Below are 22,119 nucleotides of genomic sequence, written 5' to 3'. Positions count from 1 at the left end.
ATTATATAGATACAATAATACCCTATAGTCCTTTTGCATTTACAAGTACTATAGCAATCTTAGTTCTTCAATCTAGTCGAACTACCTCATCATATAAAAAAAGGAGAAGTATATGAATATATTTTTTATAGTAAATCCAGTGGCTGGTAAAGGAAAATCAAAAGATTTAATACCATTTATAGAATCCGCATGTAAAGAAAATAAAGTTAATTATAAAATTGAAATATCTAATGGCGAAGGTAGTGTGAAACATCTAGCAAAACAGGCTGTTAGTGAAGGTTATAAAAAAGTTATAGCAGTTGGCGGAGATGGAACAATCAACGAAGTCGTAAATGGTATTGTGGGCTACGATGCTGCTTTAGGAATTATTCCTGGAGGCTCTGGAAATGATTTTTTACGTAGTATAAGTAACAATAGTGATCCCTTAAATGCAATACAAGATGTTATTCACGGTACAATAAGTAAAATTGACCTTGGATTATGTAATAATCGATACTTTATTAATGTAGGAAGCGTTGGTATTGATGCAGAAGTAGTAATTAGAACGGAAACTACTAAAAAAATTTTTTCAGGAAGTTTAGCTTACATAGCGGCAGCACTCTACACCATTTTCACATACAAAGGCTGGAATTTGAGAATTGATATAGATAATCATATTATTCAGGGTAAGACTCTATTAACTGCTGTAGCAAATGGCAAATACTATGGAGGGGGAATTATGCCTGCACCTAAAGCTAAAATAGATGATGGGTATTATGACCTTTGTCATATTAGCCATATGTCTAAACTTAAAATGTTTTCGGTTTTTCCTAAGTATATTAAGGGAACTCACAGCAATATCAAGGAAGTAACTTTTATAAAAGGAAAACAAATAAATATAACCTGTGATACACCTTTCGCTATAAATCTTGATGGAGAAATTATGATTGATACAAAAGCTGATTTTAGTATTATTCACCAAGGTATAGATGTTATATTTCCAAAATCAAAATAATTACACCTATGTCTAATTTAAAGAGTGTGACCCTTTAGATTCTGATGTAGAACTCTTACTGTTATAAGTATGCAAACACTTTTACTTCATCTACATTTTGCTATGAATAACGTCTCTTAACTTTGTCCATTTCCGGGTGAAGCCGTAATAATAATACCGAACACAGTGTCCCGTGTACATTTTAGATTACCTATTTACTAAAACAACGACTTTATTATTATTATTAAATACATCTCCCTCTTCAGTTACTTGAATGTTTCCCACTCCAAAATATATTGGCAAACAGTATATTAAACTCTGTTTATTTTCAAACTGCTCCACACTAGCTTCTGCTAATATATTATTATCTAAAATTAAGTATCGAAAATCCGGATTTAAATCTTTGTACCCCATTTCTCTATATATACCATCTGTTTTAATTTCATAAAAATCCGTATTTATGTTGTTATAGGGAGACAATATTTTATGAACATCAATTGAATGTAAGCAATTCAACAAATCATTTATTTTAACCCTTTCATTTTCAATAGGATGTTCAGAAAACTTATAGTTTCCTACTTCATATTTACTGATAGTATTTTGATTACTATTATATTCAATATCTATTACTTTATAATTATTTTTATTACCTTCCTCATAAAGTTGAGTCATTAAAAAAATAACATTGCCATTATCTTTATTGAATAAAATATCAAACCCATTTAAATTTTTATTTATTATACGTAAATCTTGACTATTGATTTTTAATTCGTTTAAGTAATCTGATAATACAGAGTTCAAATTATTAAAATTTAAATCCTCAATATTTTTCACTTGTGGAAATGAACAACCAACCAAGACAATTAAAACAAGGAACGAATAAAAAAATATTATCAATTTATTTAATTTATTCTTTCTCATAATAAAACCCTCTTTATTCTATATATGATACGGCGCAACACATCTTGATCTTCGTCCAACCGTATAATTACCTATTATCCTTAGACCGGTGGACTAAGTCGTTTATTCCTATAATCTTTTAAAATACCATCAATTAATTCCCAATCCTTTTCATTAACAGTTAGATTAGCTTCCCTATTTAATTTTAATAATGTATATTTACTCAATATAAGTGTTAGATCATAAAATTCACCTTTAGTGATAAGTTTCTTTTTATATTTATTACTCCAGTTATAATCAGAAATTTTGCTCCAATTTAGCACTTTTCCATTAATACTTATCCCATCTTGATATATCGCATCATTGTGCCAACCTAAATGAAAATTTATGATTGTGTTACAAAATGCAATGATAGTCCAAGTACAAATAAATAAAAAATTGGCTTGATAAAAAATATAACCTTCATTTATGGAATGAAAACTATGTATAAGTTGGATCGACCATATGAAAAATAGTACCAACCAAAATAATGATAATAAGAAACGATTCATATGTTTATTTAATTTTACTATTTCTTTTCCTTTTCTACGATTTATATCTAATTCTTTCTTTATAATTCTTAATAACGTGTAAATAACAGAACCAACAATAATTATAATATATACTCTATCACTCAATATTTACCCACCCTTACCTAGTTTATTCATATCCTCATATTTTACTTCTCATACTTAGTTAGGAGTTTCTTCTAATATGGATGGTATAAAAGTGACATGTTAACTATGTTCCTTATAAAAACTTGTTATTATAGTATATACAAATACTACTTGGAAAACGTACATAAAGAAAGGTCCATCATTAAATAATATATTTATTGGATATGAGATAAAGTTTATTGTTAATGTAGATATAATTAACGCAAATGAAAAGTATAAAGATGGTATTCCCATAAATAATATATGCGATAAATTAATTTTCCAATTTCCCTCTTTAGCAAATTCAATTATTAGCTTATCCAGACCTAGAATAAAACCAATACTTCCATTCAATAAAAACAAAATAATATTATAAATAAAAAAATTGAAGTTAATTCCAGACTTATAATTTATTAAAATTTTAGGTTGAAAGTAAATTACTAAAATAATAAAAAGTATATACAAAAAATATTTTAAATGAGATAGTTTTTTCATATTAATACTCCATTCCGCCACTATCGCTTGCGGCACAAATAGTGTGGGAAAAATGATGTGCGATCTGCATCATTTAGTTATAATAAATGCCCGTGTAGCATCTGTCCTGATTAAAATATGAGGCAATGGTTGAAGAGAACCTCCTTATTAATAACAACAATATAAGAAGGCATTTTGTTACACTTATTTTAATCTTTTTATATTTATTTATTTTTTTTCTACACTTTCTGCCATTTGTATTATAATTTTAAGTTCAATATCTGATAAAATAAAATAACTCCACTCTTCATCATTCCAGAAAAGGATATTTCCATTATTCTTTTCAATTAATATTCCTTTTGTTCCTTTCACCAGTATTTCTGATACCTTTGCATCTTCTGTATCAAACTGATAATCTGTGCCATTGGGTGCCCTCTCAAAAACAATAAATCCATTATCTCCATCTGTAAATTCTATAGTTTTAATATCATTAAATTCTTCAGTATGGTCTATTACAAATCCCTCTGGTATATACATAGGCTCATAATCACCAGCTCTTTGGACTACATCATTATCATATTCGTCGATCTCAGCAACTTTAAATTCACTATACTTATCATTTATTTCTATAAATAGATTAAGAACTTTTACACGTATGGCCTCTACACTAAAAGTAAGTATGGTTAGTGATATACTAATTACCAATACAATCATTGCTACTTTAGAACCTATTTGCTTTATTTGTTTTTTTCTTTTAATGTGTTTATCCTTTTCCTTACTTACTTTTATATAGTCGTCAAACCAACTATCAAGTGAAGTTGGGATTTGTACTGAATTAATTTCTTCTTCTTTACTCTCCAAATCTATATTAATAACATCTACATGGCTTTGTCCTATATAACTATAGTATGTTGCCATAATATTTTGTAATTTGTCTTCATTATCGTTGTTCGGTTTGATCATACTTCTCACCTCGTAAAATAACTTGCATTGCTTTTCTTGCCCGATACAATCTAATTCTAACATTGCCCTCTGTGCAGTTAATTAACTCAGCAATTTCATTGTTTTTATACTCATACATATATTTCAGTGCTAGGATATCTGCATATGCTGGATTTAACTTAGCCAATTGCTCTGCTATCCATTCTCCTTGATCTAAGCGTAATACATATTGTTCTGGATTTTCTATTCTTTCATCAATTATTAAGTTCTCTATATTTTCATATGGTACTGAACTTCTTGTTTTTCGTTGATTATAAATATTAAGAGCAGTATTCCTAACTATAATAACCATAAATCCCCTTGTTTTGTTACACTTCACATCAGTTATTTTATCGAGATTACTTGCTACTTTAAGTATAGCAGATTGCACAATATCTTCTGCTTCATGATAATCTTTAAGAATATCATAAGCTATATAATACATCAGTTTTCCATATAGATGATATATCTCTTCTAGTTTATTTCTTGAATTTTCATCTTGTATAAGTGTTAATATTGCTAGCATTATCCACCTCTTATCCTTGTGTAGCTCATACGGTATCTTCTTTAGTCCTTAAGTCCGCTACATAGACATTTGTTATGTCATTTACTATATTATATTAATAATAGGCTTTAATGTATTATTTTGTCAAACAAATATTGTAATTTGTCGAACATTAATAAAACGTAATCACTACACTTTTTTGTTCTTAGGATATTAAACAAATAGCTGTAGACAGTAAATTTTATTTAGTTATCATCTATTTCTGTGTATTACCTAGCGTAGAAAAATGGATAGAGTTTAAAATTCTGTTTTACATTGGTGCTTTCTGATGTAAATTTTGATAAGATAGTGAGAGAAATAAGATTTAAAGAGGATGATTTTTATTAAACCTAAGAATCAACACTACGAAAATATGTCAAAAGCATTAATTCAACAATTTGAAAAGAGGAGATTTGAAGCGTATTACTGTCCAGACAAAAATTCTGCCCTAAAAAAAGCTTTAGAACTAATTCCAGAAGGTACTGTTGTTTCACATGGAGGTTCTGAAAGTATTAATGAAATTGGACTATTAGATGCTATTGTAGAAGGAAATTACGAGTATGTTGATCGTAAGTTTGGTAATACGGAAAAAGAATTAAAAGAATCAATGAAAAAGTCTACCTTTTGCGATTATTATCTTATGAGTTCTAATGCGATAACTAAAAAAGGTGAACTTGTCAATATCGATGGATACGGAAATAGAGTTGCTGCCTTATCCTTTGGTCCTGAAAATGTAATTGTAGTAGTTGGTATGAATAAGCTATGTGAAGATGTAGATAATGCTATATGGAGAACTCAAAACATAGCATCTCCTAAAAATACTCTGAGATTAAATAAAAATACGCCTTGTTCCACTACAGGCTACTGTGGTGATTGTTATGGTAACGAAAGTATCTGTTCTGCAATAGTAATTACAAGACGGAGTTGGAGTATCGGTAGAATAAAGATTATTTTGGTAGGAGAAGAACTAGGGTATTAGATTTCGCGAATCTTTACTTATAATTTTAAAAAGCAACTAGAAGTATAATATTCTAATTGCTTTTTATATTTTTAACAGTTATCAGTCTTGATATAGTGCAGTTGAAAGATATCTCTCTCCTGTATCAGGTAAAACTACTACTATGTTTTTCCCTTTGTTTTCTGGTTTTTTTGCTATTTCTGTTGCTGCGTATGCAGCTGCTCCTGAGGAAATACCTACTAGAAGACCTTCGCTTTTTGACAATAATTTTGATGTCTCAAACGCATCTTCATTTTTTACTTGGAATACTTCATCTACTACTTCGCTTTTATAAATATTTGGTACGAATCCAGCACCTATCCCTTGGATTTTATGTGGTCCTGGACTTCCTCCAGAAAGCACTGGCGAATCTACTGGTTCTACTGCAATAACTTTAATATTTGGGTTTTTCGCCTTTAAAGCCTCACCTGCTCCAGTAATTGTACCACCTGTTCCTACTCCAGCTACTAAAATATCTACTTTTCCATCTGTATCTCTCCAGATTTCTTCTGCTGTTGTTTTTCTGTGGATTTCTGGGTTTGCAGGATTATTAAATTGTTGTGGTATATAGCTATTTGGAATCTCAGCAGATAACTCTTCTGCTTTTTTAATAGCTCCCTTCATCCCTTCACTTCCTGGTGTTAATACTAGCTCTGCCCCTAAAGCTTTTAAAAGATTTCTTCTCTCTAAACTCATTGTCTCAGGCATAGTTAAAATCAATCTATATCCTTTTGATGCGCTTACAAAAGCTAAAGCTATTCCTGTATTCCCACTTGTAGGTTCTATAATAACTGAATTTTCATTTATTAATCCTTTGTCTTCTGCGTCCTTAATCATGGCATAACCAATTCTGTCTTTTACACTACCTAAAGGATTGAAGTATTCAAGTTTCGCGATTACCTTTCCTTGTAAGTTGTTTTGTTTGTTGTAATTTGACAATTCTAACAATGGCGTGTTTCCTATTAAGTCAGTTAAGCTCTTTGCTATTTTACTCATTAATAATCCCTCCATTAATTCATAGTATTCTTATACGTTTTGTATGTTATGGTTATTCTATTCTATTATTTCTTAATTGTCAATAGCTTTTATTACTTTATCTAGACAATTGAACTACAATTATACAAGTACTCTATTAAAATCTTCTAATAAATCTTCAATATCTTCTAAACCTACAGATACACGTATCAATTTATCTTGTATTCCCAACTTTTCTCGTTCTATTTTCGGAATAGCTGCATGAGACATTGTGCTTGGATGAGAGACGATAGTTTCAACTCCTCCTAGGCTAACAGCCAATGCCGCAACTTTGACATTGTTCATAAAATTAAGAGCTATTTCATCATTTAATGCTGTAAAAGAAAGCACTGCGCCTGGTCCATCTGCTTGGGATAGATGCAATTTGCTACCAGGATGACTTTCTAGTCCAGGATAAAATACACTTTCAACATTTTTATGTGATTGCAACCACTCTGCAAGCTTTATCGCGTTATTTTGTTGGTAGTCTAGCCTAATCTTTAAAGTTTTCAAACCTCTCATAAGCAACCAACTATCTTGAGGCCCTAGTATAGCCCCAAATCCATTTTGTACAAATCGAACTCTCTTTGACAATTCTTGACCCTTAACTACTACTAGTCCACCAATAACATCACTATGACCACCAATAAACTTTGTTGCACTATGGATAACAATATCTATCCCCAACTCAATCGGTCTTTGCAAATATGGCGACATAAAGGTATTATCTATAATGGTGATTAGGTCGTGCTCTTTAGCAATTTTTATTGCTCCTCTTAGATCGGTTATTCTAAGCAAAGGGTTTGAAGGTGTCTCTAAAAATAATCCTTTGGTATTTTCCTTAATTGAATTCCTTATATTACTTAAGTCACTGACATCGACAAAACTTATCTCTATATCAAATTTATTAAAAAATTCCTTGGCAATTCTGTAGGTACCTCCGTATACATCTTGGCAAAGTATTATATGATCTCCTGAAGAAAAGATAGATAATACTGAAGATGTTGCGGCCATTCCACTGGAAAATGCATATCCATTATCTCCACCCTCTAAAGTCGTAATAGTACTTTCGAGAGCTTCTCTAGTAGGATTACCGGATCTTGAATAATCATATTTTCCGTACTTTCCTACTCCACCCTCTTGATGATAAGTTGATGCATGATATATAGGTATACTAAGTGCACCTGTGTTTTTATCTATTTCATTTCCATTATGAATAAGTTTTGTTCCAAATTTCATCAATATCACTCCATCGCTTGTTTTAAATCCTCTATTAAATCTTCAACATTCTCTATTCCAACAGATAATCTCAGTAGTTTATCTGTAACCCCAAGTTTATCTCTTATTTCTACTGGAATAGCCGCATGAGTTTGCATAACTGGATAAGTAATTAGACTTTCGACCCCACCTAAGCTCTCTGCATAAATAATTAATTTTATCTTTTTTAAAATACTATCTACTAATGAACTATCCTTTACTGAAAAAGATATCATTGCGCCAGAACCCGTACTTTGGCTACGATTGATTTCATATCCTGGATGACTTTCTAGCCCTATATAATAAACTTGTTCTACATTATGATGATTTTCTAGCCATTTTGCTATTTTAAGAGCATTGGATTGTTGTCTTTCAAGTCTAATACCGAGAGTTTTTATTCCACGAATAACCAACCAACTGTCAAAAGGTGATAAAACTGCGCCTTCTGTCTTTTGTATAAGTTTTATTTTGTCCGCAAGCTCATCATTATTTGCCACAATAAAACCAGCTAAAGTATCATTATGACCTCCTAGATATTTAGTTCCACTGTGAATAATCACATCAGCACCCAACTCTAGAGGTCTTTGAGAATAAGGTGTTAAAAATGTATTGTCTACTATTAGCATCACATTTTTATTTCTTGCAAGATGCGATATCCCTCTAATATCTGTGATGCGCATCATTGGATTAGATGGTGTTTCAACAAAAATAGCAGCTGTATTCTCCTGAATTGCTTCTTCTGTATTTTTTAAACTACTTGTATCAATATAACTAAAAGTTATACCGTATTTTCTATAAATCTCTTCAAATGCCCTATAAGTACCACCATACAGATCTTCTGAAACTATTATGTGATCATGTGAATTAAAGAGTGTAAGAACCGTAGATACTGCGGCCATACCACTTGAGAAAGCAAATCCATGTTTACCGTTTTCTAAATTTGCAACTATACACTCAACTTCTTCTCTAGTAGGGTTTTGTAGTCTAGAGTAATCATATCCTGTAGTTTCTGTTAGACTAGGATGCCTAAATGTTGCACTCTGATATATTGGAAAACTAATTGCTCCAGTTTTTTCATCGAATGATTTGTTACCATGTACAACTTTCGTATCGATACTTCTTTTTTTTACATTATCAATATTTTTACACTTATTCTTCATTTATACTTGCCACCGCTTCAATTTCTATAAGTACTCCCATTGGCAATCTTGATACCTCAACGCAACTTCTTGCTGGTAGATTATTAGGGAAATACTCCGCATATATCTTATTAATCGTACTAAAATCATCCATATTTTTAATGAATACAGTTGTTTTTATGACATTTTCTAAACCGCTACCCCCAGCTTCTAATACATTTTTCAGATTTTCTAATACTTGAACCGTTTGTATCTCCAGTTTTTCAGATACTACCTCTCCATTAGTTGGATCTAACGGAATTTGTCCTGAAGTATAAATTAACTGTCCAAATTTGATACCCTGTGAATAAGGACCTATTGCTTGAGGTGCATCTTTAGTGTTAATTGCTTGTGAATTCAAATTCATCACCCATCCCTTTGCCTAGTAATCTTATATGTTTTGTTTTATCATATACCCGTAAAATACTATTGTCAAACATTTTGTATTATTTTCTTTAACTTTGCTCATAATATACGCTTTCAATCAAAAAAAGGCTCACAAAAGCCTCTTTTATTGATAGACAATCTATTTGTTTATTATGAATTTTTCTATAGCATAAGCAACTCCGTCATCCTCTACACTTTTTGTTATATAATCTGCTTTTTCTTTTACACTTGATAAAGCGTTGCCCATAGCCACACCTAACCCTGCAGCTTCTAACATGGATATATCATTTTCTGCATCCCCAATTGCCATGACTTCTTCCATTGGAATACTTAGTTTATCTGCAAGACTAGTCAGTGCTATTCCTTTGTTAATAGTCTTTGGATAAATTTCCATATGTTCTCTTAATCCGTACTCGATAAATACATAATCGTCGTATTGTTCTTTAATTAGTTTAGCTATTTTATCTAACTTTTCATGACTAGCCATCCCCATATACTTATTTGTCTTTACGGTATTTAAGAATTCTTCTGTATCATCGTATATACGTACATTATCCTCTTCTAATTTAAGATACTCTACTGTATTATTATATTCATGTTCTCTCGGTGCATAGGTATAAAATCCAGCAAATATCGCATATGGAATTCCTTCACTTTCAAATATTGAGGTTATACCACTGGCTACTGATCTATCTAAATATGTAGCGGAAATATTCTCTCCACTAGCTATATCAACAATTATGCCTCCATTTATTGTTATACCATAATCTTTAATATCTAAATCTTGTAACATCCTATTCATACTACGATAATTTCTTCCAGATATTAAAATTACATGAGTTCCTTTTTCTTTGGCTCTTTGTATAGCTTCTTTTACCCTTTGCGTAATTTGAGGTTGTTTAAACGTCATAAGGGTACCATCTATATCTATGGCCAATAATTTATACATAGTATCTCTCCTTCGTAATTCAGTTGCTTTTCTATCTAAATAACTATTACCTTATTAAAGTATACTTTAACCAATGTTCTTCTACAATATTGTAAACGTATCCAAGTTTTATTTTAAAATATAGCAAGGGTGGTCTAAACCACCCTTGCTATATTTTAAGTTATTGTTTTATTGTAATTCATCATGAATTTGTTAATTATAGTAGCTTACTATTTTTTTATACTATGCTTTGTCATATTGCGAAATTTCATATAGTCTTAAATCTTTTCCTTGTATATTTGAGTATAGAATATCAACTATGGCTCTTGCTTTATCTAAGCTAGTCATTAACTCAACAGATGATTCTATTGCCGTTCTTCTAATCATAAATCCATCTCTTTTGGAATCATTGCCTTTTGTAGGTGAGTTAAAAACCATATCGATTTTACCAGTTCTAATTGTGTCTAAGATATTCGGAGTTCCCTCTCCTATTTTTTTTACTACCTCAACTTCTATACCAATGCTTTTTAGGTATTTAGCAGTATTTTGAGTAGCTAAAAAATCATATCCCATATCATTCATCTTAATTGCAATATCTTTAAATTCTTCTTTATCTTTGGGCCTTAATGTTACTAAAATTTTTCTTTTTCTATGTGACAAGTCCATACCGGCTGCTATTAATCCTTTATACATTGCACCTAATAGAGTGTCACTTACCCCCAGCACCTCGCCTGTAGACCTCATTTCTGGACCAAGACTGGCTTCTACTTTTGGTAATTTTTCAGTAGAAAATACTGGTACTTTTACAGATATAAGATTTGTCTCTTGATAAATACCCACTCCATATGGTAGATCTCTTAGTTTCTCCCCTAACATAACTCTAGTTGCTACCTCTATAATTGGTACTCCTGTTACTTTACTGATATAAGGTACTGTTCTACTAGATCTTGGATTCACCTCAATAATGTACAAGTCTCCCTTATACTCTATAAACTGAATATTTATCATACCTTTAACATTTAATTTAATGGCTATTAATTTGGTATATCTTAATATAGTATCTTTAATATTTTGCGGAACGTTTTGAGGAGGATAAATGCTGATACTATCACCTGAATGAACTCCTGCTCTCTCTAAATGCTCCATAATACCTGGTATCAGTACTTCTTCACCATCACATATAGCATCTACTTCGATTTCTCTACCATCTAAATATTTATCTACCAAAATAGGATTTTTTTTATCTTTAGAAAATGCATCACTTAGATAATATTTTAACTCTGAGTCATCATGACAAATCTCCATACCTTGACCGCCAAGAACATAAGATGGTCGTACTAAAATTGGATAAGACAGTTCTCTTGCAATGTCTAACCCCTCTTCTAGTGTCCATATGCCTTTACCTTTGGGTCGTTTGATATCTAGCTCTTCTAGCAATTCTTCAAACTTTTCTCTATCTTCTGCTGCGTCGATATCTTTTGGCGAAGTACCTAGTATGGTCACATTTTTCTCATCGAAAAATTTAGCTAATTTAATAGCAGTTTGTCCGCCAAATTGAAGGATCACACCTTTAGGCTTTTCTTTTTCTATAATATTATAAGTATCTTCTTCCGTAAGGGGTTCAAAATACAGTTTATCAGATACATTAAAATCTGTACTTACAGTTTCAGGATTATTGTTCACAATAATTGTTTCTAACCCTAAATTTCTTAGTGCTTTTACACAGTGAACAGAACAGTAATCAAATTCAATACCTTGACCTATTCTTATTGGTCCCGAACCTATAACCATTATTTTATCTCTATTTGATACTGCTACTTCGTCTTCATTATCGTAAGTAGAGTAATAGTAAGGTGACATTGCTTCAAATTCGCCTGCGCAAGTATCTACCATTTTGTATACGGTATTTATACCCCACATTTTTCTAAGCTCGTAAATTTCATTTGGGGTAACACCTATTAAGTCCGCAATACCCTTGTCAGAAAACCCTTTTTGTTTTAATCCCTTTAATCTATCTGAAGTTAAATTTTCAACTTTTGTTAATTTTAACTTTTCTTCTTCCTCAACTATAAATTTTATTTTGTTTATAAAAAATTCATCCATACCTGTTTCTTCTGATAGTTTTTGAACTCTATACCCTCTTCTAAGCATCTCTGCAAGGTAAAATAATCTTTCATCATTTGGATACATTACTTTTTCTTTTAATTCATGTAGGGAGTACTTTTTTACCCCTTTGTGGTCTAATGAATATTGCTTTAGTTCTAGTGATCGAATTCCTTTTAATAGAGCGCTTTCTAGGTTATTACCTATTGCCATTACTTCACCTGTTGCCATCATCTTCGTTCCTAACTTCCTATCAGCACCATAAAATTTATCAAATGGCCATTTAGGAATTTTTACGACTACATAGTCTAAACTAGGTTCAAAGCACGCAAAAGTCTTCTTGGTTACTGCATTTTCTATCTCATCTAATGAAAACCCTAAAGCGATTTTAGCAGCTACTTTTGCTATAGGATAACCTGTAGCTTTAGATGCCAATGCAGAAGATCTGCTTACTCTTGGATTAATTTCTATTACTGCATATTCAAAACTCTTAGGATGAAGAGCTAATTGTACATTACAACCACCTTTTATTTCAATCGCTCTTATAATATCTAAAGAAGCTTTTCTTAACATTTGATACTCTTTGTCACTTAGCGTTTGACTTGGAGCTACTACAATACTATCTCCTGTGTGAATTCCTACAGGATCGATATTTTCCATGTTACATACCGTGATGCAGTTTCCTTTAGCATCTCGCATTACTTCGTATTCAATTTCTTTCCACCCTTTTATGCTCTTTTCTATAAGAACTTGTCCTACGCGACTTAGGTGTAACCCTTTGGATGCAATTTCGATTAGTTCATTTGTGTCTTCAGCAATTCCCCCGCCAGAACCTCCAAGCGTATATGCTGGCCGAACTACAACTGGATACCCTATTTCTTCAGCATAAACTAATGCTTCTTTTATTGTAGCTATAGTTTTACTCTCAATAACTGGTTGATTGATTTCTTCCATTAACCTTTTAAAGAGTTCTCTATCTTCACCCTTTTTAATTGAGTCAATAGATGTTCCAATGACTTTAACATTATACTTTTCTAGTATCCCTTTGTCGTGAAGCTCTAGAGTTATATTTAATCCAGTTTGACCACCCATACCTGGTAGTATGCTATCTGGTTTTTCTAGTCTAATTATTTTTTCTATGGTTTCAGTGTTTATAGGCTCTATGTACACCTTATGAGCCATTTCTTTATCTGTCATAATAGTTGCTGGATTGCTGTTAATAAGTACTACTTGTACTCCTTCTTCCATTAAACCTTGGCACGCTTGAGCGCCAGAATAATCAAACTCAGCAGCCTGGCCAATTACAATTGGACCAGAGCCAACGACTAACACTTTCTTTATATCATTTAATTTTGGCATATTTTCCTCCTATAATAATTCCATAAATTCGTCAAAAACGCCATGTGCATCGTCAGGTCCTGGTGATGCCTCTGGATGAAATTGGACTGTCAATATGGGCTTTGTTATATGTCTTAATCCTTCAATTGTTTTATCATTTAGACTAATATGAGTAACTTCCATGTCTTGTGGCACTTTGTTTACCACGTATCCATGATTTTGTGATGTAATATAAACTATATCTTTTTTTATGTCTTTGACAGGATGATTACAACCTCGATGTCCAAAAGCCAATTTGCCAGTATCTCCTCCTAATGCTAAGGCTATTAGCTGATGACCCAAACAGATTCCAATAGTTGGTTTTTTGTCTATCATTATTTTTACATTTTCTATTATATCTGGGTAGTCTTTTGGATCGCCAGGTCCATTAGATAGAAATATTCCGTTTGGATTTACACCAATAACCTCGTCTGCAGAAGCATTACTTGGGAATACTGTAATCTTTAATCCTTTATTTTTAAACGATTCTAAAATATTATTCTTGATTCCAAAGTCTATAACTGCTATATGTTTACCTGATCCTTTAATTGTGTAGGATTCCTTAGTACCGACTTTTCTAACTGCATCAGAATTATCGTATTCATTTAATATATCCATTAATTTTGATTGAGGTAATCTTCTATGTGTCATAAGCCCTTTAAGGGTTCCAGTCTCCCGTATTACCTTTGTTAGCGCTCTAGTATCGATACCCTCTAAGCCCATAATATTATTGTATTTTAAGTACCCATCTAAATCTAATTCACATCTAAAGTTATTAGGGTAATCACATTTTTCTCTAACAATCAATCCTTTTATCTTAGGACTATCTGATTGATCATCCTCTAAATTAATCCCATAGTTTCCTATCAACGGATAAGTCATAGTAACAATTTGACCATAATATGACGGATCTGTCATTAGTTCTTGATATCCTGTCATTCCGGTGTTAAATACTACTTCACCTACTGTATCTTCTATTTTACCAAATGCATTTCCTTCAAAAATAACGCCATTTTCTAATTGTAAATATGATTTCATGAAATCCTCCTATTTAGCTATATCTCTGCTTCCCGGCTTGACTAATTTTTCTCCATTCCAACATATAGGGCAGGTGTCTGGATCGTATATTTCAATATCTAATTTTACTGCTGAATAAATAGGCATATCTATATTTATAGTCTCATGCCTTCTATCAACTATACAAGCTACACCTACAACTTCTGCACCTAAAGATTCTAACGCTTTCTTTGTTTCTATTGTAGACTTACCAGTAGTAACTACATCTTCTGCTATTATTACTTTATCACCCTTAGAGATTTCAAAACCTCGTCTCAGTTGCATTTCTCCATCTATTCTCTCAGTGAAAAGTGCTTCTAAATTCATCTGTCTACCTATCTCATACGCTACTATGACACCACCCATTGCTGGTCCAACTACTTTGTCTATACCTAAGTTTTTTATCTGATCAACTACAGGTTTTAAAACTTGTGATGCTTTTTCTGGAAATCTTAGGACCTTTGCACATTGCATATATCCTCCACTATGGTTTCCCGATGATAATAAAAAATGTCCTTCTAAAAATGCTTCCGTTTCTTTTAATATATTTATAATTTCTTTGCTCATATTTTATCCCTCCATTTTAATTTCTGTACTCCTGTTCACATTTACATAATAACATTATACTCTAAATTCTTTATTTAATTAAATAACACCTACAAGGTCGCTAATGTTTTCTATATTATTTCCTAGGCAATAATCTTTTAAGCCTTCTATTACTTTTATTGGTGTCATTGGATCAATAAAATTTGCAGTTCCAATTTGAATACAACTAGATCCTGCCATAATAAATTCTACAGCATCTTGCCATGTAGTGATTCCCCCCATACCCATTATAGGTATACTTACATTTTTATATACTTGATTGACCATTCTAAGTGCAATAGGTTTAATAGCTGGACCAGATAATCCTGCGTACATATTCTCAAAGACTGATTCTTTTTTGACTATGTCAATGGCCATTGCTTGAAATGTATTTACTAGTGAAAGTGCGTCTGCGCCGCTATCTTCACAAGCCTTAGCTATATCAATTATATTTTCAGCATTGGGAGATAGTTTTACCATAATCTTATGGCGACTCACTTTTTTTACTTTTGAAGTGACTTCTGCTGCTGAATCTGCCTTAATTCCAAAAGCCATCCCTCCTTCTTTTACATTTGGACACGAAATATTTAGCTCTATTAAACCAAGTTCACAGTCATTTAAAAGTTCCATGGCTTTTATATATTCGTCTATGGTGTTTCCTCCAACATTTATGATTTTAACTGTATCTATGGCTGACATTTCTTTTAAGTACGCATCTATAAATTTACTTACTCCAGGATTTTCTAATCCAATGCTATTTAGCAGTCCACTTGGAGTCTCGCAAATTCTAATGCCTTTATTCCCTGATTTTTGGTGGAGGGTTATTCCTTTACTACATATTCCACCAAGCAATGAAGGATCGTAATAATCTAAGTAATCTTTACCATAACCATAGGTTCCTGATGCGACTACAACAGGATTTTTGAAAGTTCTATCTATAAATTTCACCTTTAGTCTATCCATAAATTATTTCATCTCCTAAGAATACGGGACCATCTTTACACGTTCTCTTGTTCCCATTAACTGTCTTACATGTACATCCTAAACATGCACCGACACCACAAGCCATCCTCTTTTCTACAGAAGCATATACTGTAGCACCACTATTCATTCCTTCTTCACATATCTTTTGCATCATCACTTCTGGCCCACATGTATAGATAACTGACTCTTTTTTATATATAATTTCATCAGTAATAACACCACCAATATCTACTATTACATTTTGAAACTGTTCCTTAAATACATCTATCAACGGGCTTTTTTCACGAAATCCTAAAAATATATTTAATTTTCTATTTGGATTGATTCTATTTAGTTCTCTACCTGCGTAAAATAAAGGAGCAATACCTATCCCTCCTCCAGCGAGTGTTATTTCGCATTTTTCTAGATATGGGAATCCGTTTCCATAAGGTCCGTGAAGTGTAATTTCATCACCTTTAACAAGTCTAGATAACTTCTCAGTTCCTTTACCAACTACTTGGTATAAAAACTTCAGTTCTCCATCTTCATAATCAAATATACTTATAGGTCTAGATAATAATGGATCTAACTCCCAACATCTAAGCATAAAAAATTGACCCATTTTGCAAATGCCATTATACTCTACACTTAATAAATAAATATTATCATGAACATGTACATTATCTTTTACTTTAGCCAATGTGCTAAATCCTCCTTCATGCGCTTAGTTGCATCTCTAATTTCATCATAATAGTAATTACCTTCATTAACACCCTTATGCGCTGTTATTAATCCTCTTGAAGAATTTATAACTGCACATCTACTCTTATTTAAAATTTTACCCATATCTTCACCCGTACCACCTTGAGCTCCATATCCAGGCACTAAGAAAAAAGTATTTGGCAGCATATCTTGAATAATTTGAAATTCTTTGGGATATGTGAGCCCAACTACTGCACCAATAGAGCTAAAATCATTTTTCCCAATGTAATCCTCTCCCCATTTTTCAATAAGTTTAGCCATGTATTTATAATATTCAACTCCTTCACAACTAATATCTTGGGTTTCTTTTGCACTAGGATTTGAAGTCTTTAGTAATATAAATAACCCTTTATTCTTGTCCTTGATATACGGATAAAAAGGTGATACAGCATCTTCTCCCATATAGGCATTAATTGTCACTATATCTGCTTCAAAGTCACCTTCAAAATGTCCTTTAGCATACATCTGTCCTGTAGCTGATATATCTCCTCTTTTTATATCTCCTATTGATATTTTTTTCTTCCCTCTAATATATTCTAGAGTTTTAGAATATGCTTTTAATCCCTCTATACCGAGTGCCTCATAGTATGCAATTTGCACCTTGTAACAAGCCACTATATCCGCTGTATGATCAATGATATCCTTATTAAATTGAAGAATCTTATCACCAATACTCCTATCTTGATTTTGCATAAAGTCAGGCAAGTAACTTTCTTGTGTATCTAATCCTAAGCATATTGGACTTATATCTATTGCCTCCTGATACAATTTATCGATTATCATATTTGATTACACCCCTTTTAATAGTCATTAGTATTTCTCCCTTAATGATCGTGCCATGAAATGGGTTGTTCTTAGATTTAGAAATAAATTTGTTTATATCCATTAGATACTCTTTTTCTGTATTTACTAAAACTAAATTTGCTTCTTTTCCTACTGCTATTTCACCACAATTCAAATCTAGCATCTTTGCTGGTTTATAGCTCATCATTTCACTCAATTTCTCTAAGGACAGATTATTCTCATTAAATACCTTCCAGTACATTGGGAATGCAACCTCTATATTGCTTATACCTGGAGCACCTTGATCTTTATCTTCTTTAGAGTGTGGTGCATGATCTGTAGCACAGATGTCTATCGTTCCCTCTTTAATCGCTCTAATTAACGCTTTTCTATCTTGTTCTCTCCCAAAGGGAGGATTTACTTTATAATCGACCTCACTCTCAAATATATGATGTGGTGCAATTTCACATGTTACTTCTATTCCTTGATCTTTTGCCAAACGAATAATATTGATAGTTTCATGTTCACTGACATGACATATATGGAGATTTCCTGGAATCTCTTTAAGAATATCTAAGTCCCTACGTACTGTTTCAACTTCAGGTTCACAGTGTGATAAAATTAGAAAGTCTAGTGCTTTAGAGTATGCTAGTGCTCTCTCCATAGTTTCTCGCTCATTTACGTTTACCCCATCATTTGAAAACACTTTTGTCTCTTGCATTATCTCTTTAAATTCAACGTATTCTTTACCAAAATTTTTAGTTAACGCGCATATTTGAGTCAAATCACATAATCCAAGTTTTTTACTCTTGTCATGATTCTTTTTAACTAATTCTATATTATCTATTACAGGTTTTGTATTTGCCATTGCGCATACATGAGTATACCCTCCTCTAAGTGCTGCTTTCATGCCACTTTCCATATCCTCTTTATATTCATAACCCGGTTCTCTAAGGTGGCAATGCAAATCAATAAAGGATGGCATAATTGTATATCCTGAACCTTCAATTATTTCTTCGTTGTAGTCATCACCCTGATAGTCAAGATCAGTGATTACTCCCTCTTGTATTACAATATTACCAGGTCTAGATCCATGAACATCTACTATTTCTACATTTTTTATAATCAAACCATTTTCCTCCACGTCGTTTAAAAATATAATATTTTCTTTACTTCTTTGGGCTAATCTCACTAAGCAAACATTTAAAACCCTACGGCTTTTATCCTAGTGCTATAATGTCGTTCTAGTATTACAGTATTCGCACTGATACTCTTTTCTTTTAGCATCTACTAATTCAAACTGCATATCAGTGACGTTTTCAAAATTAGTTATACACCTTGGATTTTTGCATTTTAGTATTCCAATAACTCTTTTGGGTAAATTTAAAGTTATCTTTTCTTTTAATTCTCCATTTTCCACTATGTTTACTGTCGCATTGGGATCAATTAAGCCTAATATATTGAAGTTTAATTCTAGATCAGTTTCAATCTTTATTAAATCTTTTTTTCCCATTTTATTACTTGGTATATTTCTAAGTAGTACTACTACATCATCGAGTTCATCTAATTTTAGTTGCTTAAAAATTCTATATCCATGTCCATATTCAATATGATCTATTACAATTCCTTTTTTTATTTTAGAAACGTTTATCATTGGTTGCCCTCCACACCTAATAATTTAATAATTAGTGCCATTCTAACGTACATTCCAAATTTCGCTTGTTGAAAATATACTCCTCGTGGATCATCATCAACTTCTTTCGCTATTTCATTTACTCTAGGAAGCGGGTGCATAATTATCATATCATCTTTAGCTTTTCCTAACTTTTCTTTATCAAGTATAAAATAATCTTTTAATCTTTGGTATTCATATTCGCTTACAAATCGTTCTCTTTGGACTCGAGTCATATATAGTATATCTAGTTGATCTATCACTGAACTTAAATCATTTGTTTCTGTATAACTAATATTTGATAGCTCATCTTTAATATATTGAGGAATTGTTAGTTCGTCTGGCGAAATGAATATAAATTTTATATTATGATACCTTTTTAATGCTTTTACAAGAGAATGGATCGTACGACCAAATTTTAAATCTCCACAAAGACCAACAACATGATCTGTAAAACTTCCTTTTAGCCTCCTAATAGTTAGCAAGTCTGTAAGCGTTTGTGTTGGGTGTTGATGCCCACCATCTCCAGCATTAATAACCGGCATAGTTCCAGCGTAATTTGACGCTAGTTTAGCAGTACCCTCTTTTGGATGGCGAATTACTGTAATGTCTGCATAACAAGCAACTGTTCGAATAGTATCACTTAGTGACTCACCCTTTGATGTTGATGAGTTACCCGGATCATCAAAACCTATAATCTGGCCTCCTAGCCTAAGCATGGCTGCTTCAAAGCTAAACCTAGTACGTGTCGATGGTTCATAAAAAAGACTAGCCAATAATTTTCCTTTGCATATATCCAAATAGTTCGTTGGATTTGCAATAATCTTATCAGCTAGCCTAAATATATCATCTAATTCTTCTAATTTGAAATCACATGGTTCTATGAGATGTTTTCCTGTTAACATAGGTATAACCTCCTATTTATTGAAATACTTCGTGGTGAGAACAATTGCTTGAAAATTCCTCTCCTATAATAATCGCATCTTCGACGTACTTCAGATACTATTGGAAAATTCAAGCATTATGGTGCAAGTCGAACTGTTTTATCTTACAAAAAAATGCCTTTGTACGGATACAAAAGGCATATAGATTTCAAGACATAATCTCCTATATATATACCTTCTTAGTATCTCGTACCAAGTTAAAAGTAATTTTTTATTATTAATATAATATATGAATTTTTATACCTTGTCAAGGATTTAAACAATAGTCGAATCTGTAATCGAATTCTACTTTCTTTAAAACAACGATCTTATCCAATTTGCTAGTCCTGAAAAGAAATCTCGAACACCACTTAGGAAGGATGCTCCTTCATCAGATGATAAAAATTCTGTTGCTTTACCAGATAGATTTTCTATTTGATTAGCTACCTGATTCCAGTTAATGTTTAAGTCTTTCATTTTATCAAATAATGATACTAGTTTGTCAATCTGTTCTTGAGAAAGATTTATGTTAAAATTGTTCACTACATTGATGACAATATTTTTAACGTCTTCTGTAGTTTGAGGATTTTGTTCAGCTATTTGCTTCTTTATTTCGTTGATTATATCTGTCGCATTTTCATCACCTATCTCTTCTCCAAGTTCAGCACTTGTCACCATCTCTTCATTAGCAACCTTTTTCACATCTTCGTCAATAGCTTCTCCCGTAGAGACCTCATAAGCTTTCATTATTCCAGTTAATGCAGCTGTTCCTGAGACTTCAAAAGGAGCGGTAATTTGTATATCTGCATCATTTATACCTGCCGTAATAAGTGAATTAGTATATGTTTGCTCTGTTATATAATTTATATTGTTTGTAGAAACTTTAATTCCACTGCCTTTTTGAGTATAGGTAACCATAACTGAAGATAATGCTCTAGACCCAATCTGAGCTGCAGGTATTACACCACCTAAATACTTGTGTTCTTCTTGATTAGAGGTTGTAATTTGCAGTGCATCTTCAGGAGCATTAAATTCCTCTAAAATTGCTTGTTTCTGACTATCAGTTAAATTTTCACCCAAGCTAACAATCACATCTCCAACAGCTATATCAGCAAGAGCCAATCCCGGTGTCAAAACTAAAATCAAAACAACTAATATTGCAATTATCTTTTTCATAAGTACCTCCTTATAAATGAAATCGTGGTTTAGTTACGACTTCTTTTTTTTATTCTTGTTGAAGCAGCAATATTTATTGACTACCTTATCCTCCGCAGATTTATCCTCAACCCCTTTGGGGTTTCGGTTGTTTGCACTTGCTCATAGAATTCATTTCCTTTTCTCGTTCAAGCACGAAAAATGACTTGAATTCTGCGAGCCAATCTGCTGCAGATTTCACCTCAACTGCTTCGCAGTTTCGGTCGTTTGCACTTGCTCATAGAATTCATTTCCTTTTCTCGTGCAAGCACAGAAAATGACTTGAATTCTGCGAGCCAATCTGCTGCAGATTTCACCTCAACTGCTTCGCAGTTTCGGTCGTTTGCACTTGCTCATAGAATTCATTTCCTTT

General features: G+C 32.3%; 21 protein-coding genes. 2 read left to right on the top strand and 19 right to left on the bottom strand.

Translation table 11 applies throughout. From position 1 onward, the window contains the following. Positions 1 to 112: 112 nt before the first annotated feature. On the top strand, positions 113 to 994 hold the full coding sequence (locus GC105_RS13935; protein ID WP_152806005.1) for a diacylglycerol/lipid kinase family protein: 882 nt from the start codon (positions 113 to 115) through the stop codon (positions 992 to 994). 186 nt (positions 995 to 1,180) lie between these two features. Here GC105_RS13935 and GC105_RS13930 read toward each other — a convergent pair whose 3' ends face one another. From GC105_RS13930 to GC105_RS13915, 4 genes are all read right to left on the bottom strand, one after another. Beyond that, positions 1,181 to 1,894 (bottom strand): hypothetical protein, encoded by a 714-nt coding sequence (locus GC105_RS13930; protein WP_152806002.1) that lies wholly within the window; start codon positions 1,892 to 1,894, stop codon positions 1,181 to 1,183. Between the two features lie 80 nt (positions 1,895 to 1,974). After that, on the bottom strand, positions 1,975 to 2,550 hold the full coding sequence (locus tag GC105_RS13925; RefSeq protein WP_152805999.1) for a hypothetical protein: 576 nt from the start codon (positions 2,548 to 2,550) through the stop codon (positions 1,975 to 1,977). Positions 2,551 to 3,270: 720 nt separating this feature from the next. After that, positions 3,271 to 4,005 carry a DUF4367 domain-containing protein gene (locus tag GC105_RS13920; RefSeq protein ID WP_193708428.1) on the bottom strand — a complete coding sequence of 245 codons (735 nt, stop codon included), beginning with the start codon at positions 4,003 to 4,005 and terminating at the stop codon, positions 3,271 to 3,273. Beyond that, the gene (locus tag GC105_RS13915) at positions 3,983 to 4,549 is read right to left on the bottom strand and encodes an RNA polymerase sigma factor (RefSeq protein ID WP_152805993.1); all 567 of its coding nucleotides are present in this window, start codon (positions 4,547 to 4,549) and stop codon (positions 3,983 to 3,985) included. Before GC105_RS13915 ends, GC105_RS13920 begins: the two co-directional genes overlap by 23 nt. Positions 4,550 to 4,901: 352 nt before the next feature. On the opposite strand from GC105_RS13915, the gene GC105_RS13910 reads away from it, so the two are divergent. After that, entirely contained in the window at positions 4,902 to 5,546 is a 645-nt protein-coding gene (locus tag GC105_RS13910) for a lactate utilization protein (protein WP_193708427.1), read from the top strand. 81 nt (positions 5,547 to 5,627) lie between these two features. Here GC105_RS13910 and cysK read toward each other — a convergent pair whose 3' ends face one another. The 15 genes from cysK to GC105_RS13835 form a co-directional block, all read right to left on the bottom strand. Continuing rightward, a complete protein-coding gene (cysK, locus tag GC105_RS13905; protein ID WP_152805990.1) occupies positions 5,628 to 6,560 on the bottom strand; it encodes a cysteine synthase A in 933 nt (310 codons plus the stop codon). 120 nt (positions 6,561 to 6,680) lie between these two features. Then, complete coding sequence (locus GC105_RS13900) at positions 6,681 to 7,817, bottom strand: trans-sulfuration enzyme family protein (protein ID WP_152805987.1); 1,137 nt, start codon at positions 7,815 to 7,817, stop codon at positions 6,681 to 6,683. 5 nt (positions 7,818 to 7,822) lie between these two features. Further along, entirely contained in the window at positions 7,823 to 8,995 is a 1,173-nt protein-coding gene (locus GC105_RS13895) for a trans-sulfuration enzyme family protein (protein ID WP_152805984.1), read from the bottom strand. Continuing rightward, the gene (locus GC105_RS13890) at positions 8,985 to 9,374 is read right to left on the bottom strand and encodes a RidA family protein (protein WP_281350137.1); all 390 of its coding nucleotides are present in this window, start codon (positions 9,372 to 9,374) and stop codon (positions 8,985 to 8,987) included. The genes GC105_RS13895 and GC105_RS13890 overlap by 11 nt, the downstream gene beginning before the upstream one ends. A 165-nt stretch (positions 9,375 to 9,539) precedes the next feature. Beyond that, entirely contained in the window at positions 9,540 to 10,349 is an 810-nt protein-coding gene (locus GC105_RS13885) for a Cof-type HAD-IIB family hydrolase (protein ID WP_152805979.1), read from the bottom strand. Between the two features lie 222 nt (positions 10,350 to 10,571). Further along, positions 10,572 to 13,790, bottom strand: coding sequence for a carbamoyl-phosphate synthase large subunit (gene carB / locus GC105_RS13880; RefSeq protein ID WP_152805976.1), 3,219 nt, complete (start codon positions 13,788 to 13,790; stop codon positions 10,572 to 10,574). A 9-nt stretch (positions 13,791 to 13,799) separates the two neighbouring features. Next, positions 13,800 to 14,846 carry a carbamoyl phosphate synthase small subunit gene (locus GC105_RS13875; RefSeq protein ID WP_152805973.1) on the bottom strand — a complete coding sequence of 349 codons (1,047 nt, stop codon included), beginning with the start codon at positions 14,844 to 14,846 and terminating at the stop codon, positions 13,800 to 13,802. A gap of 9 nt (positions 14,847 to 14,855) precedes the next feature. After that, positions 14,856 to 15,431, bottom strand: a complete 576-nt coding sequence (gene pyrE, locus GC105_RS13870) for an orotate phosphoribosyltransferase (RefSeq protein WP_152805970.1) — start codon at positions 15,429 to 15,431, stop codon at positions 14,856 to 14,858. Positions 15,432 to 15,509: 78 nt separating this feature from the next. Further along, positions 15,510 to 16,412 carry a dihydroorotate dehydrogenase gene (locus GC105_RS13865; RefSeq protein WP_152805967.1) on the bottom strand — a complete coding sequence of 301 codons (903 nt, stop codon included), beginning with the start codon at positions 16,410 to 16,412 and terminating at the stop codon, positions 15,510 to 15,512. Continuing rightward, positions 16,405 to 17,112 carry a dihydroorotate dehydrogenase electron transfer subunit gene (locus GC105_RS13860; RefSeq protein ID WP_152805965.1) on the bottom strand — a complete coding sequence of 236 codons (708 nt, stop codon included), beginning with the start codon at positions 17,110 to 17,112 and terminating at the stop codon, positions 16,405 to 16,407. Before GC105_RS13860 ends, GC105_RS13865 begins: the two co-directional genes overlap by 8 nt. Beyond that, complete coding sequence (pyrF, locus tag GC105_RS13855) at positions 17,100 to 17,957, bottom strand: orotidine-5'-phosphate decarboxylase (RefSeq protein ID WP_152805962.1); 858 nt, start codon at positions 17,955 to 17,957, stop codon at positions 17,100 to 17,102. Before pyrF ends, GC105_RS13860 begins: the two co-directional genes overlap by 13 nt. Continuing rightward, positions 17,944 to 19,086, bottom strand: coding sequence for a dihydroorotase (locus GC105_RS13850; protein WP_152805959.1), 1,143 nt, complete (start codon positions 19,084 to 19,086; stop codon positions 17,944 to 17,946). Before GC105_RS13850 ends, pyrF begins: the two co-directional genes overlap by 14 nt. 102 nt (positions 19,087 to 19,188) lie before the next feature. After that, complete coding sequence (locus tag GC105_RS13845; protein WP_152805956.1) at positions 19,189 to 19,611, bottom strand: aspartate carbamoyltransferase regulatory subunit; 423 nt, start codon at positions 19,609 to 19,611, stop codon at positions 19,189 to 19,191. Next, complete coding sequence (gene pyrB / locus GC105_RS13840) at positions 19,608 to 20,534, bottom strand: aspartate carbamoyltransferase (RefSeq protein WP_152805953.1); 927 nt, start codon at positions 20,532 to 20,534, stop codon at positions 19,608 to 19,610. The genes GC105_RS13845 and pyrB overlap by 4 nt, the downstream gene beginning before the upstream one ends. Positions 20,535 to 20,867: 333 nt before the next feature. Further along, positions 20,868 to 21,728 carry a DUF1002 domain-containing protein gene (locus tag GC105_RS13835; protein ID WP_152805951.1) on the bottom strand — a complete coding sequence of 287 codons (861 nt, stop codon included), beginning with the start codon at positions 21,726 to 21,728 and terminating at the stop codon, positions 20,868 to 20,870. Positions 21,729 to 22,119: the final 391 nt, after the last annotated feature.

Origin of the sequence: Alkalibaculum sporogenes, assembly GCF_009362815.1 — a bacterium.
Classification (GTDB): Bacteria; Bacillota; Clostridia; order Eubacteriales; family Alkalibacteraceae; genus Alkalibaculum_A; species Alkalibaculum_A sporogenes.
This window is presented reverse-complemented; position numbering and strand designations above follow the sequence as displayed.

Bases quoted from the DNA above. Each gene is read 5' to 3' on its own strand.
- GC105_RS13875 (WP_152805973.1), bottom strand. From the start codon at position 14,846: ATGAAATCATATTTACAATTAGAAAATGGCGTTATTTTTGAAGGAAAT.
- pyrF (WP_152805962.1), bottom strand. From the start codon at position 17,957: ATGATAATCGATAAATTGTATCAGGAGGCAATAGATATAAGTCCAATA.
- GC105_RS13895 (WP_152805984.1), bottom strand. From the start codon at position 8,995: ATGAAGAATAAGTGTAAAAATATTGATAATGTAAAAAAAAGAAGTATC.
- pyrE (WP_152805970.1), bottom strand. From the start codon at position 15,431: ATGAGCAAAGAAATTATAAATATATTAAAAGAAACGGAAGCATTTTTA.
- pyrB (WP_152805953.1), bottom strand. From the start codon at position 20,534: ATGTTAACAGGAAAACATCTCATAGAACCATGTGATTTCAAATTAGAA.
- GC105_RS13885 (WP_152805979.1), bottom strand. From the start codon at position 10,349: ATGTATAAATTATTGGCCATAGATATAGATGGTACCCTTATGACGTTT.
- GC105_RS13920 (WP_193708428.1), bottom strand. From the start codon at position 4,005: ATGATCAAACCGAACAACGATAATGAAGACAAATTACAAAATATTATG.
- GC105_RS13845 (WP_152805956.1), bottom strand. From the start codon at position 19,611: ATGATAAACGTTTCTAAAATAAAAAAAGGAATTGTAATAGATCATATT.
- GC105_RS13915 (WP_152805993.1), bottom strand. From the start codon at position 4,549: ATGCTAGCAATATTAACACTTATACAAGATGAAAATTCAAGAAATAAA.
- carB (WP_152805976.1), bottom strand. From the start codon at position 13,790: ATGCCAAAATTAAATGATATAAAGAAAGTGTTAGTCGTTGGCTCTGGT.
- GC105_RS13930 (WP_152806002.1), bottom strand. From the start codon at position 1,894: ATGAGAAAGAATAAATTAAATAAATTGATAATATTTTTTTATTCGTTC.
- GC105_RS13900 (WP_152805987.1), bottom strand. From the start codon at position 7,817: ATGAAATTTGGAACAAAACTTATTCATAATGGAAATGAAATAGATAAA.
- GC105_RS13935 (WP_152806005.1), top strand. From the start codon at position 113: ATGAATATATTTTTTATAGTAAATCCAGTGGCTGGTAAAGGAAAATCA.
- GC105_RS13910 (WP_193708427.1), top strand. From the start codon at position 4,902: ATGATTTTTATTAAACCTAAGAATCAACACTACGAAAATATGTCAAAA.
- GC105_RS13865 (WP_152805967.1), bottom strand. From the start codon at position 16,412: ATGGATAGACTAAAGGTGAAATTTATAGATAGAACTTTCAAAAATCCT.
- cysK (WP_152805990.1), bottom strand. From the start codon at position 6,560: ATGAGTAAAATAGCAAAGAGCTTAACTGACTTAATAGGAAACACGCCA.
- GC105_RS13835 (WP_152805951.1), bottom strand. From the start codon at position 21,728: ATGAAAAAGATAATTGCAATATTAGTTGTTTTGATTTTAGTTTTGACA.